Genomic DNA, 23,865 nt, shown 5'->3' with positions numbered 1-23,865 from the left:
CAAAAACACCCTTTACCGATATTATTCAATATTATGCCCTCCCTAGAATCTCTTATAATGAAGGATATTCCTTTCTTCAGAAAAATTCAAATAAAAAAACAAGACCAAACTTTAGACCAGCCGAATATTAACACTTACATAGAAATCACTTATAAATTTTACATCTAAAAAATGAAAATGTTCATATTTTCAAGTCTTATAACAATTCTGTAAATATATAGGTTACAATTGTTATGTAGACACTCTCCGAGTCTCCTAAGTATCTATTTTTCGATGCGAAGTCTTTTTATAGACTTCGTTTTTTTACAAAAATTGAATGTAAACTTTTACCCAAAAGTTTACATTCAATTTCCTGTGAACATTGACTTTTATCTAATTTCATTGATATGATAAAAAAAGACAAAAAAGTATACATTCAAATCATTGAAAATAAAGGGATTGAAAAACAGATGGATAAAAAGCAACATTTAATTGATGTACAACCAATTCGGAGCAAAGAACAGCTCGAAGATATGAAATGGTCTCTTAAACGTCATTGTTCAGATCGTGATTACATTTTATTCCTACTTGGGATTAATACTGGATTACGTGTAAGTGACTTACTTAAAATGGAAACGAATGAGATTTTAAAATTAAAGCGAAAAAAGCGGAAAGAATTTAAAGTTAAAGAAGGAAAAACAAAAAAGGAACGTATCATAAATATTACTTCTATTTTTGAGGAAGTATTTCCATACGCTGAAAATCTAAAAAGTACCTGGTTATTTCCTTCTCGAAAAGGTGATAAACCCATTAGTAAAATTCAAGCCTATCGACAGTTACAAAAAGCCGGAGATTTTGCCGGAGTAGAATCCTTAGGTACTCATACTATGCGTAAAACATTTGGATATTGGTTTTACAAGCAAACAAAGGATATTGCTATGTTACAAGAAATATTGAATCATAGTACACCACAAATTACACTAAGATACATTGGTATTAATAAAGAAGAAAAAGATAATGTACTTGATACATTCCGAATCTAATATTATTTTCTTTAAAAAATTTAGGATTAATCGATACCTTATATTAGATAATATAAAATATATTTAAAATAATATATTTAGTTATTTGTTAATATTGTTATAATAATATTATAACAAGGAGGGGATAAGTATGGCGCATAAAGCATTTATAAGTTATCATCATGGAAATGATCAGACCAGAGCTAATCACTTACGTACAACATATGGCTCAAATAATACACTAATTGATCGTTCTTTACCGGCTGAACTGAATAGTAATGATAACGACTATATTTTAGGACAGATTAGAACTAAACATTTGAAAGATTCTACAGTTACTATTGTTCTTATTGGTAGTGAAACATATAAACGTAAATGGGTTGACTGGGAGATATATTCTTCATTACGTTCATATGGTGACAGAAAAATAAATGGTTTATTGGGGATTTATTTACCTAACTCTGGAAAGGTTCCGGCAAGATTACAAGATAATATTGACAGTGGTTATGCTGTAACAATGAAATGGGAAAACATTTCATGGCAATTAACTTCAAAAATTGATGAGGCATTTAATAATAGAAAAAACACGCATCTTATCAATAATAGTTAACTATAGGAAGGTGATTCGATTGGCAAATACCTTATCTAAAATTAACAATTGTAACTCCATTATAACACAGAAGCAATCAAAGGAATCAGAGCATATTAGTTTCAATCAAGGTGCTTTAAAGAGCTATAATGTGAATGGTTTGGAATTGAGGACTGTATTAATTCTCAAATTTGGTTCTTCGGAACGTTTGGTATTGCTATCATGATGCTTTTAGCTACATATTTGACCACTGGATCTCTCTATGGATTTTAAGAAAATTAGACTTTTTTAATTCCAAATTATAAGGAGGACGAATATGATAGCGACGAAACCAAAACGTGGAGAATTTTATATTTATGAAAAGGACGGGCGAGCATATCAAGTTTTAGCCTATTCAAAAATGTTTGAACATGAAGAACAGGAAATCATTATTTTAAAACGAATGAAGGATAATATAAATATCACAATAAGTGCCGAGCTTTTCATTCTTTATATAGAAGCAAATAAATTTATAAAAGATAAAGTGTTAGTTAGTAATTTATAATTATTAAAATCATTGAAAAGCATTCCAAATGAATAAAGGAGGATTTTTTATGGAAAGAACAATTTCAACTATTAAACAAGGTGATTATGTACAATTTCCACATCGTAAGGATTCTTCATTAAAGTTAACTGGGTATGTAGTAAATATTTTAACAAATACAATTGTTGTTGATATTTCAGAAATGATTCTAAGTGGAAAATATAAAGATATAGATACTCGCCAAGTCGTAAAACATGGCCGATATAAAAGAGTACGTGTTCGCAAAAATAAAGCTTCATAATACCAATTTGTTTTCAGTACCCTATTCATAAAGAGTAGGGTACTGAAAACTTTAAGGGGGATAAGGATGAAAAGTGAACCTAAGAAAGTGGGATTTCTAAAGTTCGTTACATCTAGAAAAAAGGTATATGTGTATTTAGCAAAAGAAATTTATATAGAAAAATTAAATAAACGTTCTGTTTCCAAAACACAAATTTTATATCGTTTTGGTAATTTTGATGTCGCTTTAGAAAAAATGTTCCGTTGGAGAGAGAATCCTGAAAAGGAGTTTCCTGAAGAAATCTTGAAATTAGGTTATAACTTAGATGATTTAGACGATTGGATTATGACATTAGAAACTGGCTACAACAAAACCGGAAGAAAATTAACGTTATATAATTAACAACTAAAATTACAGACAAATTCTATTTAGTTAAATTCAAACAATATAATTACAATAAAAAGGAGAAAATAAAAAATGGATGCCTCACATTGTAATGATGAATATTTCAGCATTGGTACTTGTGGTTTATGTGATAAAAATAATCGTTATGTAGAGCATGGAATAGATTTTTTTGGTGTACACGTATTAGATTATTGTGCATATGGTTGTTCTAATAAGAAAAGCAAAGTAGACCAAGACAAATAACCATCTCACAAAGGAGTGGTGTTTTTGAACGGTTTAGATCATGATAAGTTTTATCTGGAATTAAAAAAACAGAGAGAAAAGTATTATAGAAAAACCAAAGCATCTATAATTGGATTTTTAGTTTTGGGAACCATTATTTATTTTTACACCGCAATTGTGAATTGGTCTAATATGACATCTTTTATGAGCCTATTCATTAAATATATGATTGTAGGCATTCTAATAGGTTGTTCTTTTTTAATTTTAAAAAATGTAATGACATTCATTCAAAAAAGGAAAGAGATAGAATGTTATAAACCAACACATGATAAAGATTAGAATTTCATGTAAACCCTAATTCTGGGTTTCTTTTTTTACTCTCATTACAGTACGTGAAATTTTATATTTCGTACTAAAAATGAGTAGCACTCACTACTCATTTTTAGCTTGTAATTTAAATTGCATACTAGGATGTTCTTCAGGTAACAAATCCATATCATATAATTTAGCTTCAATTTTCCTCATACATGCATGTAAATCTTCTTTTAATTGCCGATCACTAATCCTTAAAACTTCCCATCCCATTTTTCTTAAATAAGCATCTCGAATTCTATCTTTTTTCTTACCTTCAGGTGTATTATGAAAAATATATCCATCTACCTCTATACACAACTTTTTTCCGTTATTGCCAAATACCGCAAAATCTAATCTGTACTTTCCAACCTTTTCTTGTACAGTCGGTGAAAGGCCCATATAACGTAAATGGTCATATACCTTTCGCTCTAAATTATTTGCACATTGTTTTCTTTTTACATCGCTATCTGGATCGTAGGAGTTTTTCGCGGTAACGTTGGCCAATACATAAAAGAAAATTAAAGCGGCAATAACAACTAAAAAACCACTCATATGACCCTCTCCTTACCTAAGTAATTTATCTGTATTGAAAAAATTTGAATAAGCACCAATTACTTAACCGCTACATAGGTTATTAACATGTAGTAATCGAATAATTAATTAAGTTGCTACATCTGTTCTTACTTATGTATTATTACCCATGTTTTACGCGTCCAGACCTAGTAATATAAAGAAAATATAGCACTGTTTATGGGCGACGAGGGCGTGAGACCGAGGGAAGCCCTTAATGCCCAACTTCCCAATTTTTTATACACAAAAATTATATTTTTTATAATTTTTTATTCCATCTCATTTCTAAAGGGGGATGTAATCATGATTAATCGAATGAAAAACTTATGGCAGCAGTACCAAGAACAGAAAGAAGAGAAAGAGCTTATTCGAATAATTAGAGATAAGACAACTAAAGCATTTCATTCGGCTCAATTATTTTTAGTTCAAAAAGACAAATTCACCGATTTAAAAGTTCATATTTACCCAGAGATACGCAGCATAAAACTTATGGACTATGCAGAAATTGTATTTACAATTCCCCGCGGTATGAATCCTGAAGACATTAAACGGAAGGAATATGTATTTAAACAATATCTGAGTGATCGTGCAGAATTAGAAACAGGTACTTTAAAATTTGTAATACGTATTTTCCCGAATGAAATACAAAACGTTTTATATAATTATGATGCTTTTCCTTTAGAAAATGAAAAATTACCTGTTGTATGTGGATTAAATAAATACAATCAATACACAATTTATGATATGGTAGAACATCCCCATATACTAATTGCTGGCACTACTGGAAGTGGAAAAAGTACACAAATACGTGCCATTTTAACGACTCTTATACAACATAAAACACCTGAACAACTACACTTATACCTGTGTGATTTAAAGAAATCCGAATTTCACCTTTTCCAAAAAATCCAACACGTCAAAAGTACTACATATACAGCAAATTCCCTATATCCCGTACTTGTAAAATTAAAAAAAGAAATGCAAAGAAGAGGGGAACTCCTGAATAAGCACGAGTGTACTCATATAGACCAATTGTCACAAAAGCTTCCGTATCTTCTTCTGTGTATCGATGAGTATCCTCTACTCCAAAATGAAAAAGAAATTTTAAGCATTATTGAAGAAATTAGTTCAATCGGAAGAACAAATGGTGTATTTTTACTACTGTCTATGCAGCGGCCAGATTCTAAAATATTAGAAGGTAAAATTAAGAATAACCTTACTGTGACAATGGGGTTTCGTTGTAAAAATGCAACAAATGCAAATGTAATGGATTGCCCAGGTGCAGAAAAAATTCCTAAGACCGCTAAAGGACGTATGATTCTAAATTTCGATACACTAGAAACTATACAGGCACCTTTTCTGTCCGAAGAAAAAGCAAAACTAATTCTAAAGAATTATAAAAAAACACATGATGTGGACCGACAAAATATAGAAAATGAAAGTCCTGAAAAAGAATCCATATTCGGAATGTTGGGGGATGACTAAAAGCTATGAATAAACGTGATAAAGCGATTATTAGTGACTTATATCGTTTTCGTGTATTAAGTAGAGATCAAATTATCGCCTTACACTTTTCTCATTTAACAAAGCCTGTCAGTACTTGTAATTTAGTACTCAAACGGCTACAAGACCGTGGACATATTAAAGCATTCAAAGCGTTTCAACCGTTTGTATATGCTCCGGCAGACACTAAAATAAAAGAAGGCAGCCAAAAAACATTGCATTTCTTAGCTATTGCGGACACATTCATTGAAATGAAAAAATATGATGAGCCAACTCATGTACTTGTTGAACCAAAATTTGCTGAAAAGGGAACCATTGAATGCGATTTGTTCTGTATTTTTAAAAGGACACCGTTCTTTGTTGAAATACAAAGAAATGTTTATTCAGAAAAGGTAATGCAAGAGAAGATTGGTCGATACGAAGCATTTTATCATTCGGAAATTTGGAAAGAATTTGAATGGCAAAAAACAGATAAAAAGGTTTTTCCAATCATTTTATTTATTACAGATACACGCTACAATATAGAAACTAACGTTTTACGTATTGTTCAAGCTCCTAGTATCACGAATTTAATTCATTTATTCGAATCAAAGCCTACTCAAAAACAAAAGACCGATACTATAGTGTCTAAAGACACTAAGCCTACAATCAGAATACAATTGAACAATAAAACTTCTAACATATAAATTATGCTATAATGACTTAGTAACCGAATAGTTAGGGTGCATGGTTATCATTTCTCTTCTTTCCATTTCAGATGGAGGAAGGGGGTGACAAAGCCATGGAAACATTTCTCGAATTTCTTAAAGAAATTTTAAAAGGCGTACTACGTGAAAGCGCAGCACACCTTTTTAAGAAAAAGTATTTAGAAAATGAGAAATCCACCCTTTCTAATCGCCGACCAAAGCAAAAGAAAAAGGGTGGATCTCGTAAAACAAAACGTTAATCGATAACCATCACCCTAACGGCTAGGTTACCTAAAAGATGAGCACATGTTAGCGCATGTTGCTCTCTTTTTTATTATATAGATTGTGAAATAGATTATGCTTCTGTTTGTACTTATATTATAACATGTGCAATCAATTTTGCAATTTGATGATTATGTTAACTTTTTTAATTAAAACACATTGATAATATCACTCTTCATTCAAAGCTATTTTTTACAAAGGAGAAACAACTATATGGAACAAGATTTTGAAAATCAAGTAAAACAATTTATAGAGTTAATGAATTCTTCGAATCCTGAAAAATTATTATCTAATTGCATAGCAGCAACAACACCTCATTGGAGAGATTTAAATAGTATTTCTATAGCAAAAGAAAATGGCAGATTGTCTGATCCTGTTATCAATGTATTAATTCACTATATCATGCTAACAACGGAAGTGTGCACATTAAACAGATTATTTTCTGGTATTGCTGTTGACTGGTCAAAAAAAGATGTTAAAACAGTAGAAGAAGCACTAACATTAGCCAAACAAGAAAATGCCAAATACAAAAAGTGGAACGAAAAATACAATAAAGACTCTGAATTAGGTCATGTATTACGTGAAGCAATTATATGTGGCATGACGAATAAACAATTAGGGCAATATGTTAGACTCCTTCTAAATAAAGACCTTTAAAAACAAAGACAGATCCTTTTTAAAAGATCTGTCTTTGTTTTTATGGATTTGTAGAGCTTTTTTGATTAAACTTTATTTCAAATCAACAAATGCCATACTTTTGATAAAAGAATAGCATTTTCAAAAAATTACTACGCCTTTTTAGTATTATACAAAATCACACCAAGAACTAATAGTAAAAGTAAACCTGATCCACCACCGCCAATAGGCTGAAATAAATTAGCAATATATGCTGTTGTTGGTTTAATGATAAGATTAACTACTAGCCAGTATGCACTAACAGCTCCAAAGCCATAAGCTAATAATTGTGCAAATGCATTATTCTCTTCCTTGTATCGAATCCAAAAGTAATACCAATCACAAAAACACATTGTATCCAATTAAAATTATATGTTGGAAGATGCAGTAAACCAAAGCACAAACCCGCAAAGAGAAAAGAGCATCCTAATAAAACAGGGATTCTTAATAATATGGTTTGCATTACTTTATAACCAAATAGTAAAAAGGAAACAAAGATTATATTCTCGCCTATCAATTGAATAGCCAATCCCGGTAATTTCAGTACCATAGCCAAGTAACTTGAATCCAAAATCGGATTATCATTAGGTTTATATGGAGAAATCATAGTCACTCCCTTTAACATTAATAGCACGAAAAGAATTACACACAAAGCATAGAACATCGATTTTTTATATAATTGAAAAGTTACTTTTTTAAACAAAAGGGTTCTTTGTTCTCTAAATATATATGCAAATGCTATTGTAATAGGGGTAGTAAAAAAGATTGCTCCAACAATGGGTTTAAAAATCCCATTAATATCTCCCACCAAGATATTAACTACACTTCCGTATGGTGTATAGATTGTTAGAGCGCTAAGAATAACCAAAATACTTAGTTGGTATATTTTTTTAGTTTGTACTAGTTCCTTCAAATAATCATTACTGTCTTGCAACCCATAAGGAACACTTTCTTCGATAATAGGTTTTTTCACACTAGAACTTATCTCCACTATCCAATCACCTTTTCTACATTAAGATATTTTTCATTTCGCATTTGTAATAATATATTTGCTTTCCTCATTCACATTTGGCTGTGAGGACATGAATCCTTGAGTTACATAAGCTGTATCGACTTTCCACGCTTTTTGTTCTTTATCAAACAAAGCTTCAACTGTAACATCTGAATACTGATCCTTTTCAGGTGAATATTGTCCGGCAGGCAAATGATACATTGCTTTACCTTCCATTTTAAGAACTGGATACCCTTTCCCGTTAGAAACGATTTTCACAGTTTCCTTGTTCAAATATGACTTTACAAGTGTACCTTTAAATGTCATCGCAAAGCCTTTCGCATTAGTTGCGAATGCATCAGCTTGCTCTTTTTTGTATTTTTCTGTTGCTGTTGTAAACGGCTCAATACTCTGTTTTACATTTGCATCCCCATATTCCTTTAGAAATGTGTTGTAAAATTCGTTTACCTTGGATTCATCTACTTTAAAAGAAAAATTAACATTGCTGTAACCAAAACCACTTTTCTTTTCAGTATTTAGTTTGGCGGTTCCATCTTTTGTCCATGGAAAATCAGATTTTAAGCTGATTTCTTTTTCATCAGCTTCATTAATTGGGCCAAAATCTTTTGATTCACTATCACCAACTTTAACACCTGTTGGTTGGCCTTTAAATAGAATTTCTGAACCAACAAATTCTTTAGATAAATCAATTTTGTGTCCTTTTAAGTTAAGTGAAACTTTCTCCACTAGATCTTTACCATCTAATTTAATTGTTGTTTTATCTGTAACCGTAGTCCACGGATATTTTTTGGTTGCTACTAAGCTATATTCTCCTGGTAAGAATTTTTCTTGGAAGGTAGAAGAAGAAACCTTTTTTCCTTCTAATGTAAGAGTTACATCTTTATCGACATTTTCTAATTGAACACTATAATCTTTAGGTTTTACTACGTAATTATCGAAAAAGAGCCACTTCTTACCATCCTTTATTATTTCATATGGCATTAGACCCTTCGAACGTACTTCTAGCACCCTAGGAGCTACATTCACATTCTCCGTATCCATCATATCTACTACAAGCCTAGAATCCTTCTGTGCTTGTTTTAAGAATGATTTAACGCCATTTTCAGCAAATGGATATGATTTTGCTTCACTAGGTAATACGGATAAAAAAGCTTTTTCATCTTGTGTTTCAATTGATTTCTTTACCGTTTCAACAACTTCTTCCCTAGAATGACTAAGCATAGATCCAGCAGTGAGAAAACCCGCGATACATACGGCAGCTATTCCAACTGGCAATACAACTTTTTTGTTTTTCAAATATGATATTTCCATTTCTCTTCCTCTTTTCCCACTATTTTTTTACAATTCAATTATAAAACCATAAACAAGGCTTAAGAAAGGCTTAATAACCTGAAATTCTAAAAAAGATGAATATTCCAAAAAATATTCTTTCGAAAAAAGAGCTAGATAATTTCTAGCTCTTATAAATCTAAGTTCATGCCACGCTGTCTTTGACGCTTCATTCTCATTCCTTGTGCTTGACGTTGACGTTCCTGTGTTTTTCTGTCCGCATCACGTTCAGCTTGCTCAATGGCATATAAAATCTCACCAATCAAACCACTTGCACTTGAACGTTCAGAAGGAGCATATTCAGGTGTGAATTTAGTTTTCCATGCTGAATCTTTTTCTACAAAAACATCTCCGCAATTTTCGCATTCCTCACGGAATAATCTCATCATTGTTGGATTACTCATATCAATTCCATGCTTATCTAAAACCGCCTGATACGTTGCATAATATTTTTCTAATGTGGCAATATCTTTTTCAGCTTCTTCAGTATTTTGTTTTTCAAAAATCGAAATCGCTTTTTGAATTTCCTTCATATTACTAATCGCATCATAAATTTCTTCACGCTGATTATAGTTGAATCTAGGTGAATCTTTTAAAGTAGCAAATTCAGATACACCTATTACACGGCCATAATAGCGGTTTGTTTCTAAAATTTGATGCGCTTGTTCTGGTGTAAAGTGTTCAATATCTTGCCATTCAGGATATTGAAGAGCAAGTTTTAAAATTTCTCTTTCGCCTACTACTTCGAATGCTTTTTCTAAAACAGCTTTCTTTTGTTCATATGATTGTTCTTGTGAGAACACTTCTTCAAATTTATCTTTATTTTCTTTTTGGAATGCCATTTGATCCGGCGCCTTTTCAAGACCTTTTGCAAGTTCATCTAACTTGCGCTCAATTGCACGTTTCCAATTTGTTAGTTTATCCATTTCTACTTTCAGTTTTTCATAACTTGGTTCTTTAACAAAACGTTTAGCATTATCAATCGCTTTGTCACCTTGATATCCTTCAACAAGATAAGCTAAAGTTTGTTTTGTAATTTCACCATTTTGTTTGATATGGTCGAATACGTATCTTAATTCATCTTTTGCAAATGGTGAAAGGAAGTCTGAATTAAAACGTTTATTAAGTTCACGAGTCGCTTCATTTTCCAATGCAACTTTTGCATCCTGAATAATTTCACGTTGTTGATGCAATTTATATAATTTATCGTACAATTCATTATTCGTTGGATCATTACTAATTTGTTTAACAAGTGATTTTTCCCATTTATCTAATTGATCTAAACGTTTTTCACAAGCATCATAGCTTACAAAACGTTTTAACTCTTTTGAAGCTAATTTGATACTTTCTCTTTCTTCATTTGTTAAAGTACCTCTTTGTGGCTTATCTCTTTGTACTTTTTCTGGTGCTTCTTTTTTCCAGAACATATCCTTTTGTTGCTTACATTCTTCTCTAAATAATTTCAAGAATGATTTATCTTCTATACTGAATCCATATTTCGCATAGATATTTTCTTTTTGCGTTACCATGTAATTTTGTAGTAATTGAATCTTATTTAGAGATTCTTCAGAACCATCTTTCTTGAACATCGGAATAGCTTTTTTGATTTCTTTTAACTCGTCTAAAACATCGTAAATTTCTTTTCTTTCTTCTTTTGTAAAACGTGTGAGCTGTTCACGATTTTCCAATTCGTCAACGGATAACATGCGTCCATGATAACGATTCAACTCCTGAACATCTTTTAATTCATGAACAGATAAATAAGGTACACGATTCCAATTTGGATAAGATGCAAAAACAGTTCTTCGTAATTCTCGCTCTAAAATATCAAAACCATTTTCAATTGCATTTCGTTTTTCTTTATACCACGATTCACGATTTGTAATTGTGTCAAATTCATCTTTATGCATCGCTTTAAATGTATCAGGGTTTTGTGATTTATTCATTTTCTCAAATAAATCTTGTTTTCTTTCTTGAAGTGTTAATTCCCATCTTGTAAGTTTGTTTAATTCGTTCTGTAAGGTATCAATTGTGATAGGAGTATCTTTCATATAGCGTTTTGCGATATCCATTTGCTGTGATTCACGATATTCTTCTATCCAATTGCTTAAACCCTCTTCATTTACTTTTCCATGCTCTTTCATGTGTTGATATAGTGTACATAATTCATCTTTTGTAAACTGAGATAAAGATTCAGTATTAAAGTGATTCGGAAGCTCTCGAAGTGCTTCTTGTTCAAAAATATCTACAGCTTTTTCCACTACACTTTTTTGTTCAGTTACTTTATATAATTGTTGATACAATTCATTATTTGTTGGCTCTAATTCTATTTTATTTTGGATACGAGTTTCCCAATTTTTCAATTGCTCTAAACGTGTAGAGCATGATTCATAAGTGGCATATTTTTTTATAACTCGACTCGCATCTTTTAATGCAACTTTCTCCGCAACAGATAACGTATCAAATTCTTTTTCTTGTTTATGAGTTTCTTTAATGCGCTGTTTTTCTTCATGGAATGACTTAACTTCCGCATTATGATTTTTAATCTCACGATTCAGATCACCCTTCGGTGTTCTGATTCCTTTTTTCTCCATTGCGTTTTGTTTTGGCCCAAGATGTTGAGTTGGAACTAACAGAAGAGCATCTTTCTCTTTTCCTAAATGCGTATCTAGTCGTAAGTGCGTAATACGTTCTTCAATTCCGGCTTTTGCTAATGCATCATTTGCATGTTTAGCCCACATAGAACGTGCCTGAGTAATTGTATCTTTTTCCGCAATAAATCCACGACCACCTTTTACATTTTTAAATCCCGGATTCCATTCTCTTGCTTTTTTCCCAAAACCATTTTCGTCAATATATCTCATTGTAAGCATGACATGAAAATGCGGATTATTTTCATCGTCACGGTGAATGGAAACATCAGCAACCATTCCATGATTAACAAAATTGTCTTGAACAAATTCTTTTACTAATTCTTCTTGTTGTTCATGACTAAGTTCCTTCGGAAGTGCAACATTAATTTCTCTTGCTAATTGCGAATCAGAACGCTTTTCAACCTTCTCAACTTCATTCCACAATTCTTGACGATTATACACCCATTCAGGAGCATTTTCAGGAGCTAAAACGAAGGCAACCGGTTCTACTTCACGATGATAAAATTTAATCTCACCTGTAGTTTCATCTACCAATCTGTCTCCAGAACGATATGCAGCAGCCGCAACTACGTTACGACCTTCAGATCGTTTTATTACTTGTGTGTTGTAGTGATAGATTGCCATTCGTTTCACCTCCCATTTTTTTATAATATCTAAACTAAACTTCCAAAGACCCTTCAGGCAACACCGCAACGAAGTGAGGACTATTTTTTGAACTTTAGTTTTTGCGTCGCAGACCGCACACTTTGCGTAGCAATGTATAAGTGCGCCCTCTCACTCCGTTCTTAGGGAAAATTATAACATTTTATTGAATTTTTCTCAACATTCTGTTATCCTAAAATTAACAAATTTTCTAAAGAACAAAAACCTTCAAAAAAAGAGAGGTGAAAATAGTATGTCTATTCAAACTTCCCAAGATCGATTAACGCAGATTGAAAAGAAAGAGAAACAACTTCAAAAGAAGAAAAATGAGTTGCAACAAAAAATTAACTCTGAAGATAGAAAAAAACGAACTAGACGTTTAATTCAAACTGGGGCTATTTTCGAAAAGTATTTTGAATGTGAATCCCTAGAAGAAGCTGAACAAATTGCGATCCAATTTGGAGAATTAGTTAAAGGAAAAAAGATTATCAGAGAGGACTATATCCTCTTAAAAAAAAGAGAAGGAGGAGAGTAATTATGCATCATAATTCAACTGGAATCTCCGAACAATTAAAAAAGAATGTTGAAGCTTTTACAGAAGCTCTTATTATGCATTTACTCCAAAGAAGAAAACTACAATCGACTCAAAAAATTGAGGAAGAAGTTGAAAAGAAATTAGACCAGAAAACCTCATTACCAAAAGCAGAAATTAAAGAAAATGCAAAAAAAATCACTTATGAAGTAATGCAAAAATTAGAAGATAAAAAAGAAATAACTGTTTTTAATAAAGGCTCATATAAACATCCTAGAACCCACGAAACTGTTTATCTCCCAACTACACAAATTGCACCTTATGGTATGTATAATATCCCTATCGAAAGTGAAAGAATGGCATTCGTTGTTCCTGATAAAATTATTGTTGAAAAAACGCATGATGATTTTGATCACAAATTTAAAGCCGTTCATGAAAATGTATATTTTAATGTGTATGAATCACATGAAAGAGAAGTCTTTTTTATTGGCCGAGAAGTTTACGATGTTTCACAACCAAGTGATGGCGTTGTACCGATTTGCATCGAAAAAATCAGCGATGATTTTGATTCTAAAGAGAAGGCTTTCTTAATCATGGATAAGTTCATTGAAGAAGAGATTGGGAAGGAATTAGAAAAAGATTTAGAGAATGTATTAGATATCGAAGCTGAAGAATTAGAAGATGAAATTATTGAGGAACAAACTATAACTGAAACGATTGAAATTTCAATGTAAATTTTTAAAAGGCGGTGAACAAAATGGCTCGAAAAAGCAAAGCCGAAAAACTACAAGAGCTTTTAGAAAAAGAAGAACAGTTAAAGAAGGCTAAGCAAGATTTGAAAAAAGCCTTACGAGCTGAAGAAAAGAAAACGCGTGAAAAATGCTTTAGAGATACAGGTGAATTAGTAGAAAATCATTTTGAAATTGAACACCTTTCACTAGAAGAACGTGAAGTATTATTCTCTTCTATAGCAGCATACGTAAATAAAGAAATAGCAAACCATTTTCCAAAACAAAATATCGATTCTGAAGAAAAAAGCGGCGGTTCATCTGAAGATGAACAAAAAGAATCAACAGTATCATCTGGCACACGAGAATTTCAAGTATCCTGATAAATAAAAAACCTTCTTATCATAGAGATAAGAAGGTTTTTTATTTGTTTTTACTGAGGAATGTTAGTCACCGAATATTGCGCTTTCATCAACATCATTCAAATAAGTATCATCTTTTTGTTTCTTTTCAATTGGTTCTGATTCCTTTTGTACTTTTACTTCCTCTTTCTTATCCACTTTCTCAATATACTTTTCTTCTTTCTCGACTTTTTGTTCCTTTACTTCAGCGATTGGAACATTCTTGTTTTGATGAACATTATTTATATTCGCGTTTTCTAGCAACGCTGAAATGTCTTGATAAAACTTTTCCTTCATGAACAGATCTCTTTGCATTTTCTTCGATACTTCATAATCTGTTACATCATCAATTCCGTACTGATCTACAAAATGTAAAACTAACGTAATTAACGATTCAGATAGATTCGTTTGTGCATTGAGCCAATCATAAAATTTTGGATTTGTCTCTTTTTTGAAATTCCAATTGTATTGTTCTCTCTGTTTCTGTTTACTCATTTCTTAGCCACCTTAGAAGCCAATTTCTTACTTAAAATCTCCATACCTCTAACATTCATTTCTGTTGCATAAGTTGGTGAAATCCACAGTAATTGCATATCATTTACTTCACAAAACTCAAATGCTTTTTTATACAAATCTTCTTTTAGTGCAATGCTTCCTCCGCCGTAAACCGCGAGAACTTCAGCTTGGCTAGCTGTTTTATAAACATATGCTTTTTCGATATCATCATAAATCCCTTGAGCTTGCATATAACGAGTTTCTTCTAAAAATTCTACAGCCTTATCATGTTTTTTATCATTAGGATCAGTAACTAATTCACTGAATTGTTGACGATTGATATCTACGCCACCCTCATATTCTTCTTGCAACAATTTAATTGCTCCCTCTATTGCATGACCAATTCCTCTTTTTTCTCCCCAACAAGCGTCTGGAACAGGGTTTAAACCCTTAGAAAAAATGTATTCAGAGGTACCGTCTCCAATATCAGCGTGCAGAATTTTTTTGTTTTTAAAATATTCACCATTTACTTCTTCTTCTACCATTAGATTAGCTTTTCTCTTTTTAACCTCTTTATCATCTTCTTTGCTATCTGTTTCTTTTTTATACAACTTATTAAAGTCATCGAACATATCTTGATTTCCTTCAAAGATAGCATATAAAGCCGGAATACCTTCGCGAGTTACTTTTACAGTTTCAAATTTGATTTGTACTGTTACTTTTTCTTCACCTACATACACGATCACAATATGCACATTTTCTTTAAAACGGCTTTCTAGAAAACGAGCTTTCTTTCCTTCATATTCAGAAGCTGGAATTGCTAATATTAGTGATGCAGGTACCTCTATACTTTTTGGTAATTCTCCTACTTCTTCATAAATCGTTTGAACCGCTTTAGTTGCCATAACAGATAGAACATTAACCACTGGTATATCTCGTTTATATTTATCTCCTAATTCAATATCAAGGGCATCAGGTTTACCATTTGAGTGTGCAGCACGATATCCTACATAGAATTTTCCATCACGTTCAATTGCATCACTCGTTACATGAACACAAATCTCATTCATTAAGTTAGTTACGCTTTGCTTTAAACTTCCTTCTTTATTTGTCACGCGGCCAAATACACGCTTATTTACATCTGGTAGTTTGATTACCTTTCCACCATTAATCACCATTTTCAATTCACTATTTCCGATATCAGCGACTGTTCTCATCATCATATTCAAAAACCACCCTTTTCATATAATTTTTATACGTTTTTTATATCTTAATTATATTATAAACCATCTACCTTTAAATTTCAATACAATACGCATTTAATTTATATAATTTTTATATATTTTTTATATGAAAATTATTTTATTTTCAACCAGAAAGGAATGTATATACATTTTTTCTTTATATTTTATATACGTTTCATATATTCAATGTATAAATTATATATAAATAGAGCGCATAAAAACTTAAAAGGGGATGATATATAAATTAAATATATAATAGGTATATTTTTTATATGATTTAAATATATTTTTCCTATATTTCAACAAATAAGACTTGTAAGTCTAATTATTTCGTGAGATAATAGACTTATAAGGTAATTGTAATCCAAAGGGGGATCTGAAATTATGGGTTTAATAAATCGTAATAAAATCGGTGTTGTTGGCTTTTCTACATTTGTAAACGGAAATTTGGTTTTCAAAGTAAATGGAAGCTTTGAACATAATGATATTATTCAGAGGTATTGGGATAAAAAATGTGCTCATTTACATGAGGATTGTATAGTTTCAGAAGATGCCAGCCTGATTGTCGATACTGTACCAGCAAATAATGAATATGGTTATGAACTTAGATTATTAGCAGTATGGAATAATGCACAACGTAAATTTCGTTATGAGTATGATGATGTTGGGATGGAAGCGGAATATATGGGGTTAGTTGTCGGTTTAGAGGGAACACCTGAAACAGATACATCGGATATATGCCCTAGTTGTTCAAAGGGGAATTTAATACCAATGTATGATGAACACCCTAATTGGATAAAATTTTGTCGGTATTGTGATTTTAGAACGGATAATTCAGAATACAGCCCTTTACCTTACTAATTAAAAAGAAAAAAAGGAAACTCTAAGCTATATTTCGAGTTTCCTTTTTTAAAAATCATCGGTCCCCACAATTAAACAGTAGTGGAGTACACATTGTATCTGTCCATGGTACCGGACTGAGCGTTCTTTGCGAGGGAGGATAAGGAATGGACAGATTCGCCTATCCCAAACGCTTGAACCTATGCAAATAGGTTTGAAGGTCTTCCAAACCTGTTTGCCTGGCTAGCGCCGAGCGAGTCCCTTCCAAGCTTGGAAGGGGTTGGGGATGGTTGGCTTACTTCCAGAATTGCCACCATCGCTTCTTTTTTTTCCTTTTTTGTTTAGCATCTAATACTTCTCGCAGTGTTTGCAGCAACAATTCATCTCGTTTTTTTATGCTTTCATCGACATATTTCCGCAATTCCTCCATTTCTTTCCTGATCCTTGCTATCTCATCTAATGTGTCAATTGGTGAAGAGGTGTCCTGAGGTTGTTTAATTTGTTTGTTTTGATTGTCCACGTTGTCCATTGTGTCCTCACTATTGTTTGAACTGTTTACAACGTTGTGATGGACGTTTACAACGTTGTAAACACATTCAGGAATTGTCCCAAAACCTTGTTCATGTAATTCCATCATTTGTTTAAATAGCTCTACATCACGGGTTGAATACAATATTCGGCCATTCTTTTTCTGGAATGTATGGCCCAAACGTCTGAAATGCGCCGTGTATGTCCGCAATGTGCTTGGGGGTATGTTTAGCTTGTTTACAACGTCCGAACTGTTTAATGGACGTTGTGGACGTTGTAATGAGATTACTTGACTCATACAATCAACTCCTAATTAAAGTTTTAAAGATTAAGTGAGTTGCTGTAGCAATTCTAGGGAATTTATAAAAATCCTTGTGCTTCCCTAAAACAAGTCAAGCTTCCTTAAGCTTTTGCAAGGCCCTACAAAGTTCTACAAAGTTTATTTACATTTGAGGGTGTTGCAAAACTAAAATAAATATGCAATGTTATGAATCAGAAAAACTAGCTGAACATGCAACAGATAGCGATTTTGTCCATACCAACGAGGCTGCTCCAACCCTTGATCTTTTAGTTTACTAAACTGTTGTTCAATTTTTCCACGCTCTTTCATCAATTGTCTGCCAAACGTTGTTTGTAAAAAAGTTGATAGTACACGACGATGAGAAATTTTCGTCTGTTTCCCTTTTCGTGGATTGAGTGGATTCACAGGAAAGATATTGCATGCACTTGCAGCTTCATAAATATGCTGACTATCATACGCAGCATCAGCAATCGAAAACAAAACGTTTCGATCTTTTACATGTTGAAGCAATACAGGAGCCATTTGACTATCATGTACATTTGCTGTTGTAAAAGCGTATGACAAAATAACACCTTCCGGTGTGGAACAAATATGAGCCTTATAGCCCTTATACCAACGGTATCGGGTAGACATTCCCCACTTTGCTTGCGAGTCATATAGACTACTCCGTAAAGCAGTGCTGTCGATTAAAACACATGGAATTAGCCCTACATTCATTTCTTGAAGAACGTGTTCATGAATCAATGAGATGCCTTTCTCACGAAACCAAGTACCTACACGTGAAAATGTAGAGATATGAGGAACGGCAGACAAACCACAGAATGCACGAAATAAAGGATATTGATGTAAGAAACGAGTTAATTTCCGTAAGGAATGGATTTGAAAGACAGTTTTTACGAAGAAACATTTGAGTAAGGCTTTACGACAAATAGGCGGACGACCTGTGCCAGCTGGAACAGGTCCCACTGTTAAACTGTCTACGTAAGCAAATAAAATGTGTAAAAGGGATTGATTTTCTTCGAAATTAGTTATCATACTAGTAAATCCGTCCTTTCTGGAGATAGTTTAGGGTACTATCATTCTTCCAAGAAGACGGATTCTTTTATGCATTCATTTTTGAATATTTATGAGTTTTGCAACACCCTCTACATTTAATACTCGCTTGAAATTATTTTTGCAAATATACACTTGATCCACCATCATGAGTTTCAAAGTAGTTCATGCCATAATATATAAAATCATAAACTGTAAGATTGCTTAAGCGTTTTTTATAACCATAAAAATAGGTCTCATCTGTTTTATAAGGGATCTTGTATTGTTTTAAATACTTTTCTGTACAAAATTTAAATCTGTATCTATTTTCATATAACCCAGGTATATTGGTGTTTTCTACATAAAATGTTGCATAATCACCATGTATTTCATATTCACTAAATAAATCACTGTAGATAACTGTAGTCTCCTTATTTTTTATATTTATAAATTCAAATAGCGATTTGATAAAAGCCTTATTTAATTAATAGTTCATTTTTAATGTATAAATTCAAATTTAAGTATAATAATCAATTTTTTATATAAAAGTAAAACATATAAAAATATAAAGTACAAAGACTATATAGAGGAATTTCAAACTCCCCAAGCCCTTAGAGCCTTAAGGGTTTGGGGAGTTGTCTAAAAACTTGAATCGAAATATTAACTTATCCATAAATACAGCTACATATTATTCAGTTCTAAACAAGTATTAAAATAATTTACTAAGTTTTACACAATATAGTTATTAAATTACTAACAATTCCACAAGTATTCTGACGTAACTCGGTGTATAAAAACATAAAAAAACAGTAGGGAGAGGGAAATTTGAACCTACTGTTTTGAGATTTGTAAAGTAATAGAAGGACTGTCTATTAAATTTCAACATAACAAATAGCCCTGTCCTTATTGATTTTTTTGAACAAGGCTCATAATCTATTCATTTTTAAAATTTAAGTAAGTCTGAATGCATCAGGTACATCAATATCATGAGAAATGAGTTCCATTACAAGTGCATGACGCGTATCATCGTCTAAATATTGTTCCGCCCATGGAATAAACGATTCACGCAGTTTTGCTCGGATCATGCCACCAATTGATTTTATTTTTTCTCCAAGTACTAAGAAACTTTCACATTGATCCATTGCATAACTCATGGTATAAGTCATAAAATCATCACGAAGTTGTTTGTTTTTAATATATGTAGCGATTCGTGATACTTCTCCTTTATAAGAAACAACAATGTCTTTACGATCTTTATTGGTTAATGCTATGCCAATGGATTCAAGACGGGCTGTTGCTTCTTTACGCATTTTAGCTTCAGTTTGCTTAATTTCAGCTCGGTCATTTTCAATAGCACATGTGGGATTCATGCTAACCGTAAATTGAGTGATAACAATTTGTTGAATCTTTTCACGTATGCGAGCTATCCGCCCTTTACGTGGGTTCCTAACCTTTTTTATAGCAACATCAAACTTGAAAACGGGTGAGATAATCTTTAAGTAGCTACGAACTTTCTTTGCATTTCGCCCTAAACGTTTCTTTAAGCCGTCCATGTTGCGAGGTAACGTGTATTTTTCAATGGAATCTTTACTCTTAAATTTAAGTTCACGAGTGAAATTATTACATAGATTTAAAAGTTCAATGATACCTTTGCTGTCACGATGGGAAACTAACTCTTTTAAAATAGATGTCTCTAACAATAAGTTAGGGATTCGAAAATATGAAAGTTTTCCATCATTATCTTTTGTTTCTTTTGCTGTACGATTGAATCTTACATAGTTGCAAATTTCATACACTGGAATTTTTCCGTTAATAAAAATTTCTCTAACAAGTCCAGAATGAAGTAAAGCTTGGAAACCTGTATGAATAGTTGTATAGGGAATATCAGATTCGTTCGCGATAGTAGATAGTTTGAAATCGCGAGGAAGTCGCCCTAAATCATTTACCTTATAGTGAAGTAAAATGTAAGTGGCTAATGCGGATGAAGGCAAAGCATATTCTCCAAGCTCGTTATTTTTGATTAAATATATACGAAGCTCATCAAAAAACTTTGGCCCATGCATGAGGTATTTTGATGTTTTATTTTTTTTGCTAAATTTCATGTTGGTTTTTAAAGTTTTTGTTTCCAATTGAATATCGCTAGTTAAATCACTAGCAGTTAGGGTTTCAAAACTAGTTACCATAGAAAAAACCTCCTATTTTTCCCACCGCAAATAATCAGGAAAAACAGAGGTTTTATATTCACATTGTATATGTGTTATGGTATAATTTTAATATCAAGAATGATATTAAATAAAAAAACATATATTTTTATGTGAATTTAAAAACCTCGTTGTTTGGGAGTTTTTAATTGGTTCGAAGTTTGCCGACCTAGAGACCAATTAAAAACTGTGCGGTGGGGTTTTTATTTTTTTTATTTTAAGTTGAAATAATTGTTAATTAAAATGTTTTTATGTCATTAATCTATGATGTCTTTGAGAACTATTTTACACATACTTTTTTGAAATATCAACTAGTAATAGGTTAGAAGTTGGTTTATATAGCATTTAAAAATAACTGAAAATTTAGAAAATTATATAGAAATATGTAAAAATGCATATTGGAACGAAAGTTTCACTAATTTCTGGTAGAATGTATTTACAGAATATTCTACAAATATACAAGTTTTTATATATTTGTATATAGTAGCGTTTCGGGAGGATGTGAAAAGTATACCATGATTCTAGAGAAAATTCATAAAGATCTGAGTGATAAAGGTATTACTAATAGACAGCTCGCGGCAATGTTCGATATCAGTCATTCCAAAGTAAATGAGTCATTTACAGGGAAAAGAGAATTCGATTTCTATGTTTATACTGAAATATTGAACATGCTATATCCACATGACTATAATTTTAGGAAAACGGAAGTCTTGAAATATTGTGAAGAAGCAAAACGTAAGGTGAATTTGAGGGTTGCCTTTGAATATTTAGATATGTGTGGAGAGTTAGAAGTGTTACAGTATTTAATTGATAAAGAAAAAGAATCTAACAATATACTGAATCGTAAATTTGCTAGTGCTTATGAGTTGCTTCATCTAAGAAATGCTGATAATACAAATCCACAGACTTATTTAAAAACAGTAAAAAAGAAAATGGAACAAAAGAAGAGTACGGAAGACATTAGTAAAATTCCAATGGATTTTTCACTAATCTATGCTTTTTTTGATTATAGAAATTATAATCTAGTAAGTGAATATACAAATGAATTATTACCACAAATTGAAAATTTAAAAAATCCATTTTTACGTTCTTCTTATAAATTACGAACTATGGAATTGCTTGCTACAAGTTTTCATAGAAATAATGAGCTTGAAAAAGCAAGGGAACTATGTAATGAAATGATCGCTAGACAAGGAAGGGTTTCTTTAATTCCAAAAGCAACAGCATACTGTATCATGGGTGAGACATATATATTAACGGACTATGAATTATCCAAATACTACTTGGATAAAGGATTACAACTTGTGACGTCCCCAAATAATAAGAAAATGTTAAAGAAAAAACAAATGATACAAACAACTTTAGACTTTCTTAACATACATTTTGAAAAAAATCTTGATAATATAAACCCAAAAAATCCGGCAGAACTTGCATACAAGTATGTCAAAAAAGGGCTAAAAGAACAAGCTAATAACCTTATTGAAGGAATCAAACAGAAAAACGGTTTTCTTACACCACTTCAAATTTTTATTCAAGCACTTGCAAGAGATGATATGAATTTAATGAGAGAAGCATTACTTGCGTTTGAAAGAAATAACGACTTGTTCTATGCAGAACTTCCCAAAAATGTGTTAAAATTGAAGTAGGGGTGGTACAAGTGAAAAGATGGGTAAAAAAAACTTATTTACTAATTACAATAACAGCATTAGCAATGCTCCCTATGCAAGGAAGTATTGCTAAATTTATTCAATATATGATGGTCGATCCCGGTGGTGGGGCCGGCTGACAATAATGTAAAAAAAATGACACTACAAAAAACTGTAGTGTCATTTGTCATTTAAGGAGTGGAACATTTGTTGCTATAGCATAAAGTTTCGTTCCACTTATATAAAAATATACCTTGTAGGAGAGTGGCTGTTTAATGAAAAAGAAAAATATATGTAAACAAGTTGATTATGATTTCTTAGTATCAGTGTTGTCACAAACAAGCAATTACGTAGAATTACACAGTAAGATACAAACCTACATTAAAGAAAATAAAAACTTGAGATCTAACCTAAGAAAAAAAGCAAATTAAAAAGCAAAGAATCTATTTCTTTGTTTTTTTTGCTTTGTAACCAAGGAATTCTAAGTATTCTAATAAGCCCTTTTCTATATCTTGACGTTCATCTTCTGGCAGTTCGTTAAGATCCTCATATAGTTCTTTTGCTAACCTACTTATTTCATTTTTGTTAGTATCATCATCATTTCCAACTAAATAATCAACTGATACACCAAAAAAACGTGAAATTTTTACCAGCATTTCATAATTTGGTTCATAACCTGAATTTTCCCAATTTGAAACAGTTGTTTGAGCAATGCCCAACACTTTACCAAGAGCAGTTGCACTGATGTTTTTTTTACTTCTTAATTCCCTTAATCTTTGTCCAAACATGATTTTTAGCTCCTTCTAACTTTATTCGTATTAAATTTTTAAAAAATAATACGTAACGTGTTGACTTTCGGCTCAAAGCCGAATAGAATGTAATTAAGGCAAGGGGGTGAAAAACTTGAAAGCGTCTCAAGAATGTAAAACAATGATACGAGAATACAGAGAATCAAAGGAACTTACAATTAAGGAACTTTCGAAAGGCGTTAAAATTCCAGTTGGCACTTTATATGATGTAGAAACTGGAAGAAGAAGTCTAAAAGCTAATAAGGCAAAAAAGATGGCGGACTTCCTTGGAGTACCAATTGAAAATTTATTTAAACCAACTTACTATTGTGCAGTATTCATCGCAGAATAATAACAACCTCATGTATTGATTACAACTATGTAGTTAATATTCCTTCTAAT

At 31.9% G+C, this 23,865-nt stretch carries 28 protein-coding genes; 18 read left to right on the top strand and 10 right to left on the bottom strand.

What is annotated here, in order from left to right:
* Positions 1–449: 449 nt before the first annotated feature.
* The 7 genes from QCI47_RS29960 to QCI47_RS29930 all read left to right on the top strand — a co-directional run bounded on the left by QCI47_RS29960 (position 450) and on the right by QCI47_RS29930 (position 3,359).
* Positions 450–1,022, top strand: a complete 573-nt coding sequence (locus tag QCI47_RS29960) for a tyrosine-type recombinase/integrase (protein WP_135278182.1) — start codon at positions 450–452, stop codon at positions 1,020–1,022.
* Between the two features lie 130 nt (positions 1,023–1,152).
* The gene (locus QCI47_RS29955; protein ID WP_353812072.1) at positions 1,153–1,611 is read left to right on the top strand and encodes a TIR domain-containing protein; all 459 of its coding nucleotides are present in this window, start codon (positions 1,153–1,155) and stop codon (positions 1,609–1,611) included.
* A 295-nt stretch (positions 1,612–1,906) separates the two neighbouring features.
* Positions 1,907–2,134, top strand: a complete 228-nt coding sequence (locus QCI47_RS29950) for a hypothetical protein (RefSeq protein WP_042985206.1) — start codon at positions 1,907–1,909, stop codon at positions 2,132–2,134.
* 49 nt (positions 2,135–2,183) lie between these two features.
* A complete protein-coding gene (locus QCI47_RS29945) occupies positions 2,184–2,414 on the top strand; it encodes a DUF2187 family protein (RefSeq protein WP_353812071.1) in 231 nt (76 codons plus the stop codon).
* A gap of 66 nt (positions 2,415–2,480) precedes the next feature.
* A complete protein-coding gene (locus QCI47_RS29940) occupies positions 2,481–2,795 on the top strand; it encodes a hypothetical protein (RefSeq protein ID WP_353812070.1) in 315 nt (104 codons plus the stop codon).
* 75 nt (positions 2,796–2,870) lie between these two features.
* Positions 2,871–3,041, top strand: coding sequence for a hypothetical protein (locus QCI47_RS29935; RefSeq protein WP_353812069.1), 171 nt, complete (start codon positions 2,871–2,873; stop codon positions 3,039–3,041).
* A gap of 24 nt (positions 3,042–3,065) precedes the next feature.
* Positions 3,066–3,359: a hypothetical protein gene (locus QCI47_RS29930; protein ID WP_353812068.1), complete on the top strand. Its 294-nt coding sequence runs from the start codon at positions 3,066–3,068 to the stop codon at positions 3,357–3,359.
* Positions 3,360–3,452: 93 nt separating this feature from the next.
* On the opposite strand, the gene QCI47_RS29925 is transcribed toward QCI47_RS29930, so the two are convergent.
* Positions 3,453–3,926: an endonuclease domain-containing protein gene (locus QCI47_RS29925; protein ID WP_353812067.1), complete on the bottom strand. Its 474-nt coding sequence runs from the start codon at positions 3,924–3,926 to the stop codon at positions 3,453–3,455.
* Between the two features lie 321 nt (positions 3,927–4,247).
* Here QCI47_RS29925 and QCI47_RS29920 point away from each other — a divergent pair, with 321 nt between their 5' ends.
* The 4 genes from QCI47_RS29920 to QCI47_RS29905 all read left to right on the top strand — a co-directional run bounded on the left by QCI47_RS29920 (position 4,248) and on the right by QCI47_RS29905 (position 7,072).
* Positions 4,248–5,429, top strand: coding sequence for an FtsK/SpoIIIE domain-containing protein (locus QCI47_RS29920; RefSeq protein WP_353812066.1), 1,182 nt, complete (start codon positions 4,248–4,250; stop codon positions 5,427–5,429).
* Positions 5,430–5,434: 5 nt separating this feature from the next.
* On the top strand, positions 5,435–6,133 hold the full coding sequence (locus tag QCI47_RS29915; protein WP_042985279.1) for a replication-relaxation family protein: 699 nt from the start codon (positions 5,435–5,437) through the stop codon (positions 6,131–6,133).
* Between the two features lie 95 nt (positions 6,134–6,228).
* The gene (locus QCI47_RS29910) at positions 6,229–6,393 is read left to right on the top strand and encodes a hypothetical protein (protein WP_181969240.1); all 165 of its coding nucleotides are present in this window, start codon (positions 6,229–6,231) and stop codon (positions 6,391–6,393) included.
* 235 nt (positions 6,394–6,628) lie between these two features.
* Positions 6,629–7,072, top strand: coding sequence for a DnaD domain protein (locus tag QCI47_RS29905; protein ID WP_353812065.1), 444 nt, complete (start codon positions 6,629–6,631; stop codon positions 7,070–7,072).
* 298 nt (positions 7,073–7,370) lie between these two features.
* On the opposite strand, the gene QCI47_RS29900 is transcribed toward QCI47_RS29905, so the two are convergent.
* The 3 genes from QCI47_RS29900 to mobQ form a co-directional block, all read right to left on the bottom strand.
* Complete coding sequence (locus QCI47_RS29900; RefSeq protein ID WP_353812064.1) at positions 7,371–8,081, bottom strand: hypothetical protein; 711 nt, start codon at positions 8,079–8,081, stop codon at positions 7,371–7,373.
* A 33-nt stretch (positions 8,082–8,114) separates the two neighbouring features.
* The gene (locus QCI47_RS29895; RefSeq protein WP_328006581.1) at positions 8,115–9,413 is read right to left on the bottom strand and encodes a TcaA second domain-containing protein; all 1,299 of its coding nucleotides are present in this window, start codon (positions 9,411–9,413) and stop codon (positions 8,115–8,117) included.
* Positions 9,414–9,562: 149 nt separating this feature from the next.
* On the bottom strand, positions 9,563–12,709 hold the full coding sequence (gene mobQ / locus QCI47_RS29890; protein ID WP_353812063.1) for a MobQ family relaxase: 3,147 nt from the start codon (positions 12,707–12,709) through the stop codon (positions 9,563–9,565).
* 271 nt (positions 12,710–12,980) lie between these two features.
* Between mobQ and QCI47_RS29885 the strand changes: the two genes are divergently transcribed.
* The 3 genes from QCI47_RS29885 to QCI47_RS29875 are packed head-to-tail and all read left to right on the top strand — an operon-like array spanning position 12,981 to position 14,370.
* The gene (locus QCI47_RS29885; protein WP_042985271.1) at positions 12,981–13,262 is read left to right on the top strand and encodes a hypothetical protein; all 282 of its coding nucleotides are present in this window, start codon (positions 12,981–12,983) and stop codon (positions 13,260–13,262) included.
* Between the two features lie 2 nt (positions 13,263–13,264).
* Positions 13,265–13,993, top strand: a complete 729-nt coding sequence (locus QCI47_RS29880) for a hypothetical protein (RefSeq protein WP_328006579.1) — start codon at positions 13,265–13,267, stop codon at positions 13,991–13,993.
* A 23-nt stretch (positions 13,994–14,016) separates the two neighbouring features.
* A complete protein-coding gene (locus QCI47_RS29875; protein WP_262746169.1) occupies positions 14,017–14,370 on the top strand; it encodes a restriction endonuclease in 354 nt (117 codons plus the stop codon).
* Between the two features lie 63 nt (positions 14,371–14,433).
* On the opposite strand, the gene QCI47_RS29870 is transcribed toward QCI47_RS29875, so the two are convergent.
* Both QCI47_RS29870 and QCI47_RS29865 read right to left on the bottom strand, forming a co-directional pair.
* Positions 14,434–14,883: a hypothetical protein gene (locus QCI47_RS29870; protein WP_328006578.1), complete on the bottom strand. Its 450-nt coding sequence runs from the start codon at positions 14,881–14,883 to the stop codon at positions 14,434–14,436.
* Positions 14,880–16,106, bottom strand: a complete 1,227-nt coding sequence (locus tag QCI47_RS29865) for a ParM/StbA family protein (RefSeq protein WP_069356836.1) — start codon at positions 16,104–16,106, stop codon at positions 14,880–14,882. The genes QCI47_RS29870 and QCI47_RS29865 overlap by 4 nt, the downstream gene beginning before the upstream one ends.
* 405 nt (positions 16,107–16,511) lie before the next feature.
* Between QCI47_RS29865 and QCI47_RS29860 the strand changes: the two genes are divergently transcribed.
* Complete coding sequence (locus tag QCI47_RS29860; protein WP_142348961.1) at positions 16,512–16,988, top strand: hypothetical protein; 477 nt, start codon at positions 16,512–16,514, stop codon at positions 16,986–16,988.
* A gap of 274 nt (positions 16,989–17,262) precedes the next feature.
* Here the strand turns inward: QCI47_RS29860 and QCI47_RS29855 are convergent, their stop codons facing one another.
* The 3 genes from QCI47_RS29855 to QCI47_RS29845 form a co-directional block, all read right to left on the bottom strand.
* A complete protein-coding gene (locus tag QCI47_RS29855) occupies positions 17,263–17,793 on the bottom strand; it encodes a MerR family transcriptional regulator (protein ID WP_353812062.1) in 531 nt (176 codons plus the stop codon).
* Between the two features lie 168 nt (positions 17,794–17,961).
* On the bottom strand, positions 17,962–18,831 hold the full coding sequence (locus QCI47_RS29850; RefSeq protein ID WP_025908656.1) for an ISNCY family transposase: 870 nt from the start codon (positions 18,829–18,831) through the stop codon (positions 17,962–17,964).
* Positions 18,832–19,778: 947 nt separating this feature from the next.
* On the bottom strand, positions 19,779–21,011 hold the full coding sequence (locus QCI47_RS29845) for a hypothetical protein (protein ID WP_353812061.1): 1,233 nt from the start codon (positions 21,009–21,011) through the stop codon (positions 19,779–19,781).
* Between the two features lie 533 nt (positions 21,012–21,544).
* Between QCI47_RS29845 and QCI47_RS29840 the strand changes: the two genes are divergently transcribed.
* Both QCI47_RS29840 and QCI47_RS29835 read left to right on the top strand, forming a co-directional pair.
* Positions 21,545–22,675 carry an AimR family lysis-lysogeny pheromone receptor gene (locus tag QCI47_RS29840; protein WP_353812060.1) on the top strand — a complete coding sequence of 377 codons (1,131 nt, stop codon included), beginning with the start codon at positions 21,545–21,547 and terminating at the stop codon, positions 22,673–22,675.
* Positions 22,676–22,686: 11 nt separating this feature from the next.
* Positions 22,687–22,815 carry a hypothetical protein gene (locus tag QCI47_RS29835; RefSeq protein WP_353812059.1) on the top strand — a complete coding sequence of 43 codons (129 nt, stop codon included), beginning with the start codon at positions 22,687–22,689 and terminating at the stop codon, positions 22,813–22,815.
* 303 nt (positions 22,816–23,118) lie between these two features.
* Here QCI47_RS29835 and QCI47_RS29830 read toward each other — a convergent pair whose 3' ends face one another.
* Entirely contained in the window at positions 23,119–23,463 is a 345-nt protein-coding gene (locus tag QCI47_RS29830; protein WP_353812058.1) for a helix-turn-helix domain-containing protein, read from the bottom strand.
* A gap of 115 nt (positions 23,464–23,578) precedes the next feature.
* Here QCI47_RS29830 and QCI47_RS29825 point away from each other — a divergent pair, with 115 nt between their 5' ends.
* Positions 23,579–23,815 carry a helix-turn-helix domain-containing protein gene (locus QCI47_RS29825; protein WP_353812057.1) on the top strand — a complete coding sequence of 79 codons (237 nt, stop codon included), beginning with the start codon at positions 23,579–23,581 and terminating at the stop codon, positions 23,813–23,815.
* Positions 23,816–23,865 lie beyond the last annotated feature (50 nt).

This window comes from Bacillus cereus group sp. RP29, assembly GCF_040459765.1.
Lineage (GTDB): Bacteria > Bacillota > Bacilli > Bacillales > Bacillaceae_G > Bacillus_A > Bacillus_A paranthracis.
The sequence above is the reverse complement of the archived record's forward strand: the minus strand, read 5'-3'. Positions and strand labels throughout refer to the sequence as shown.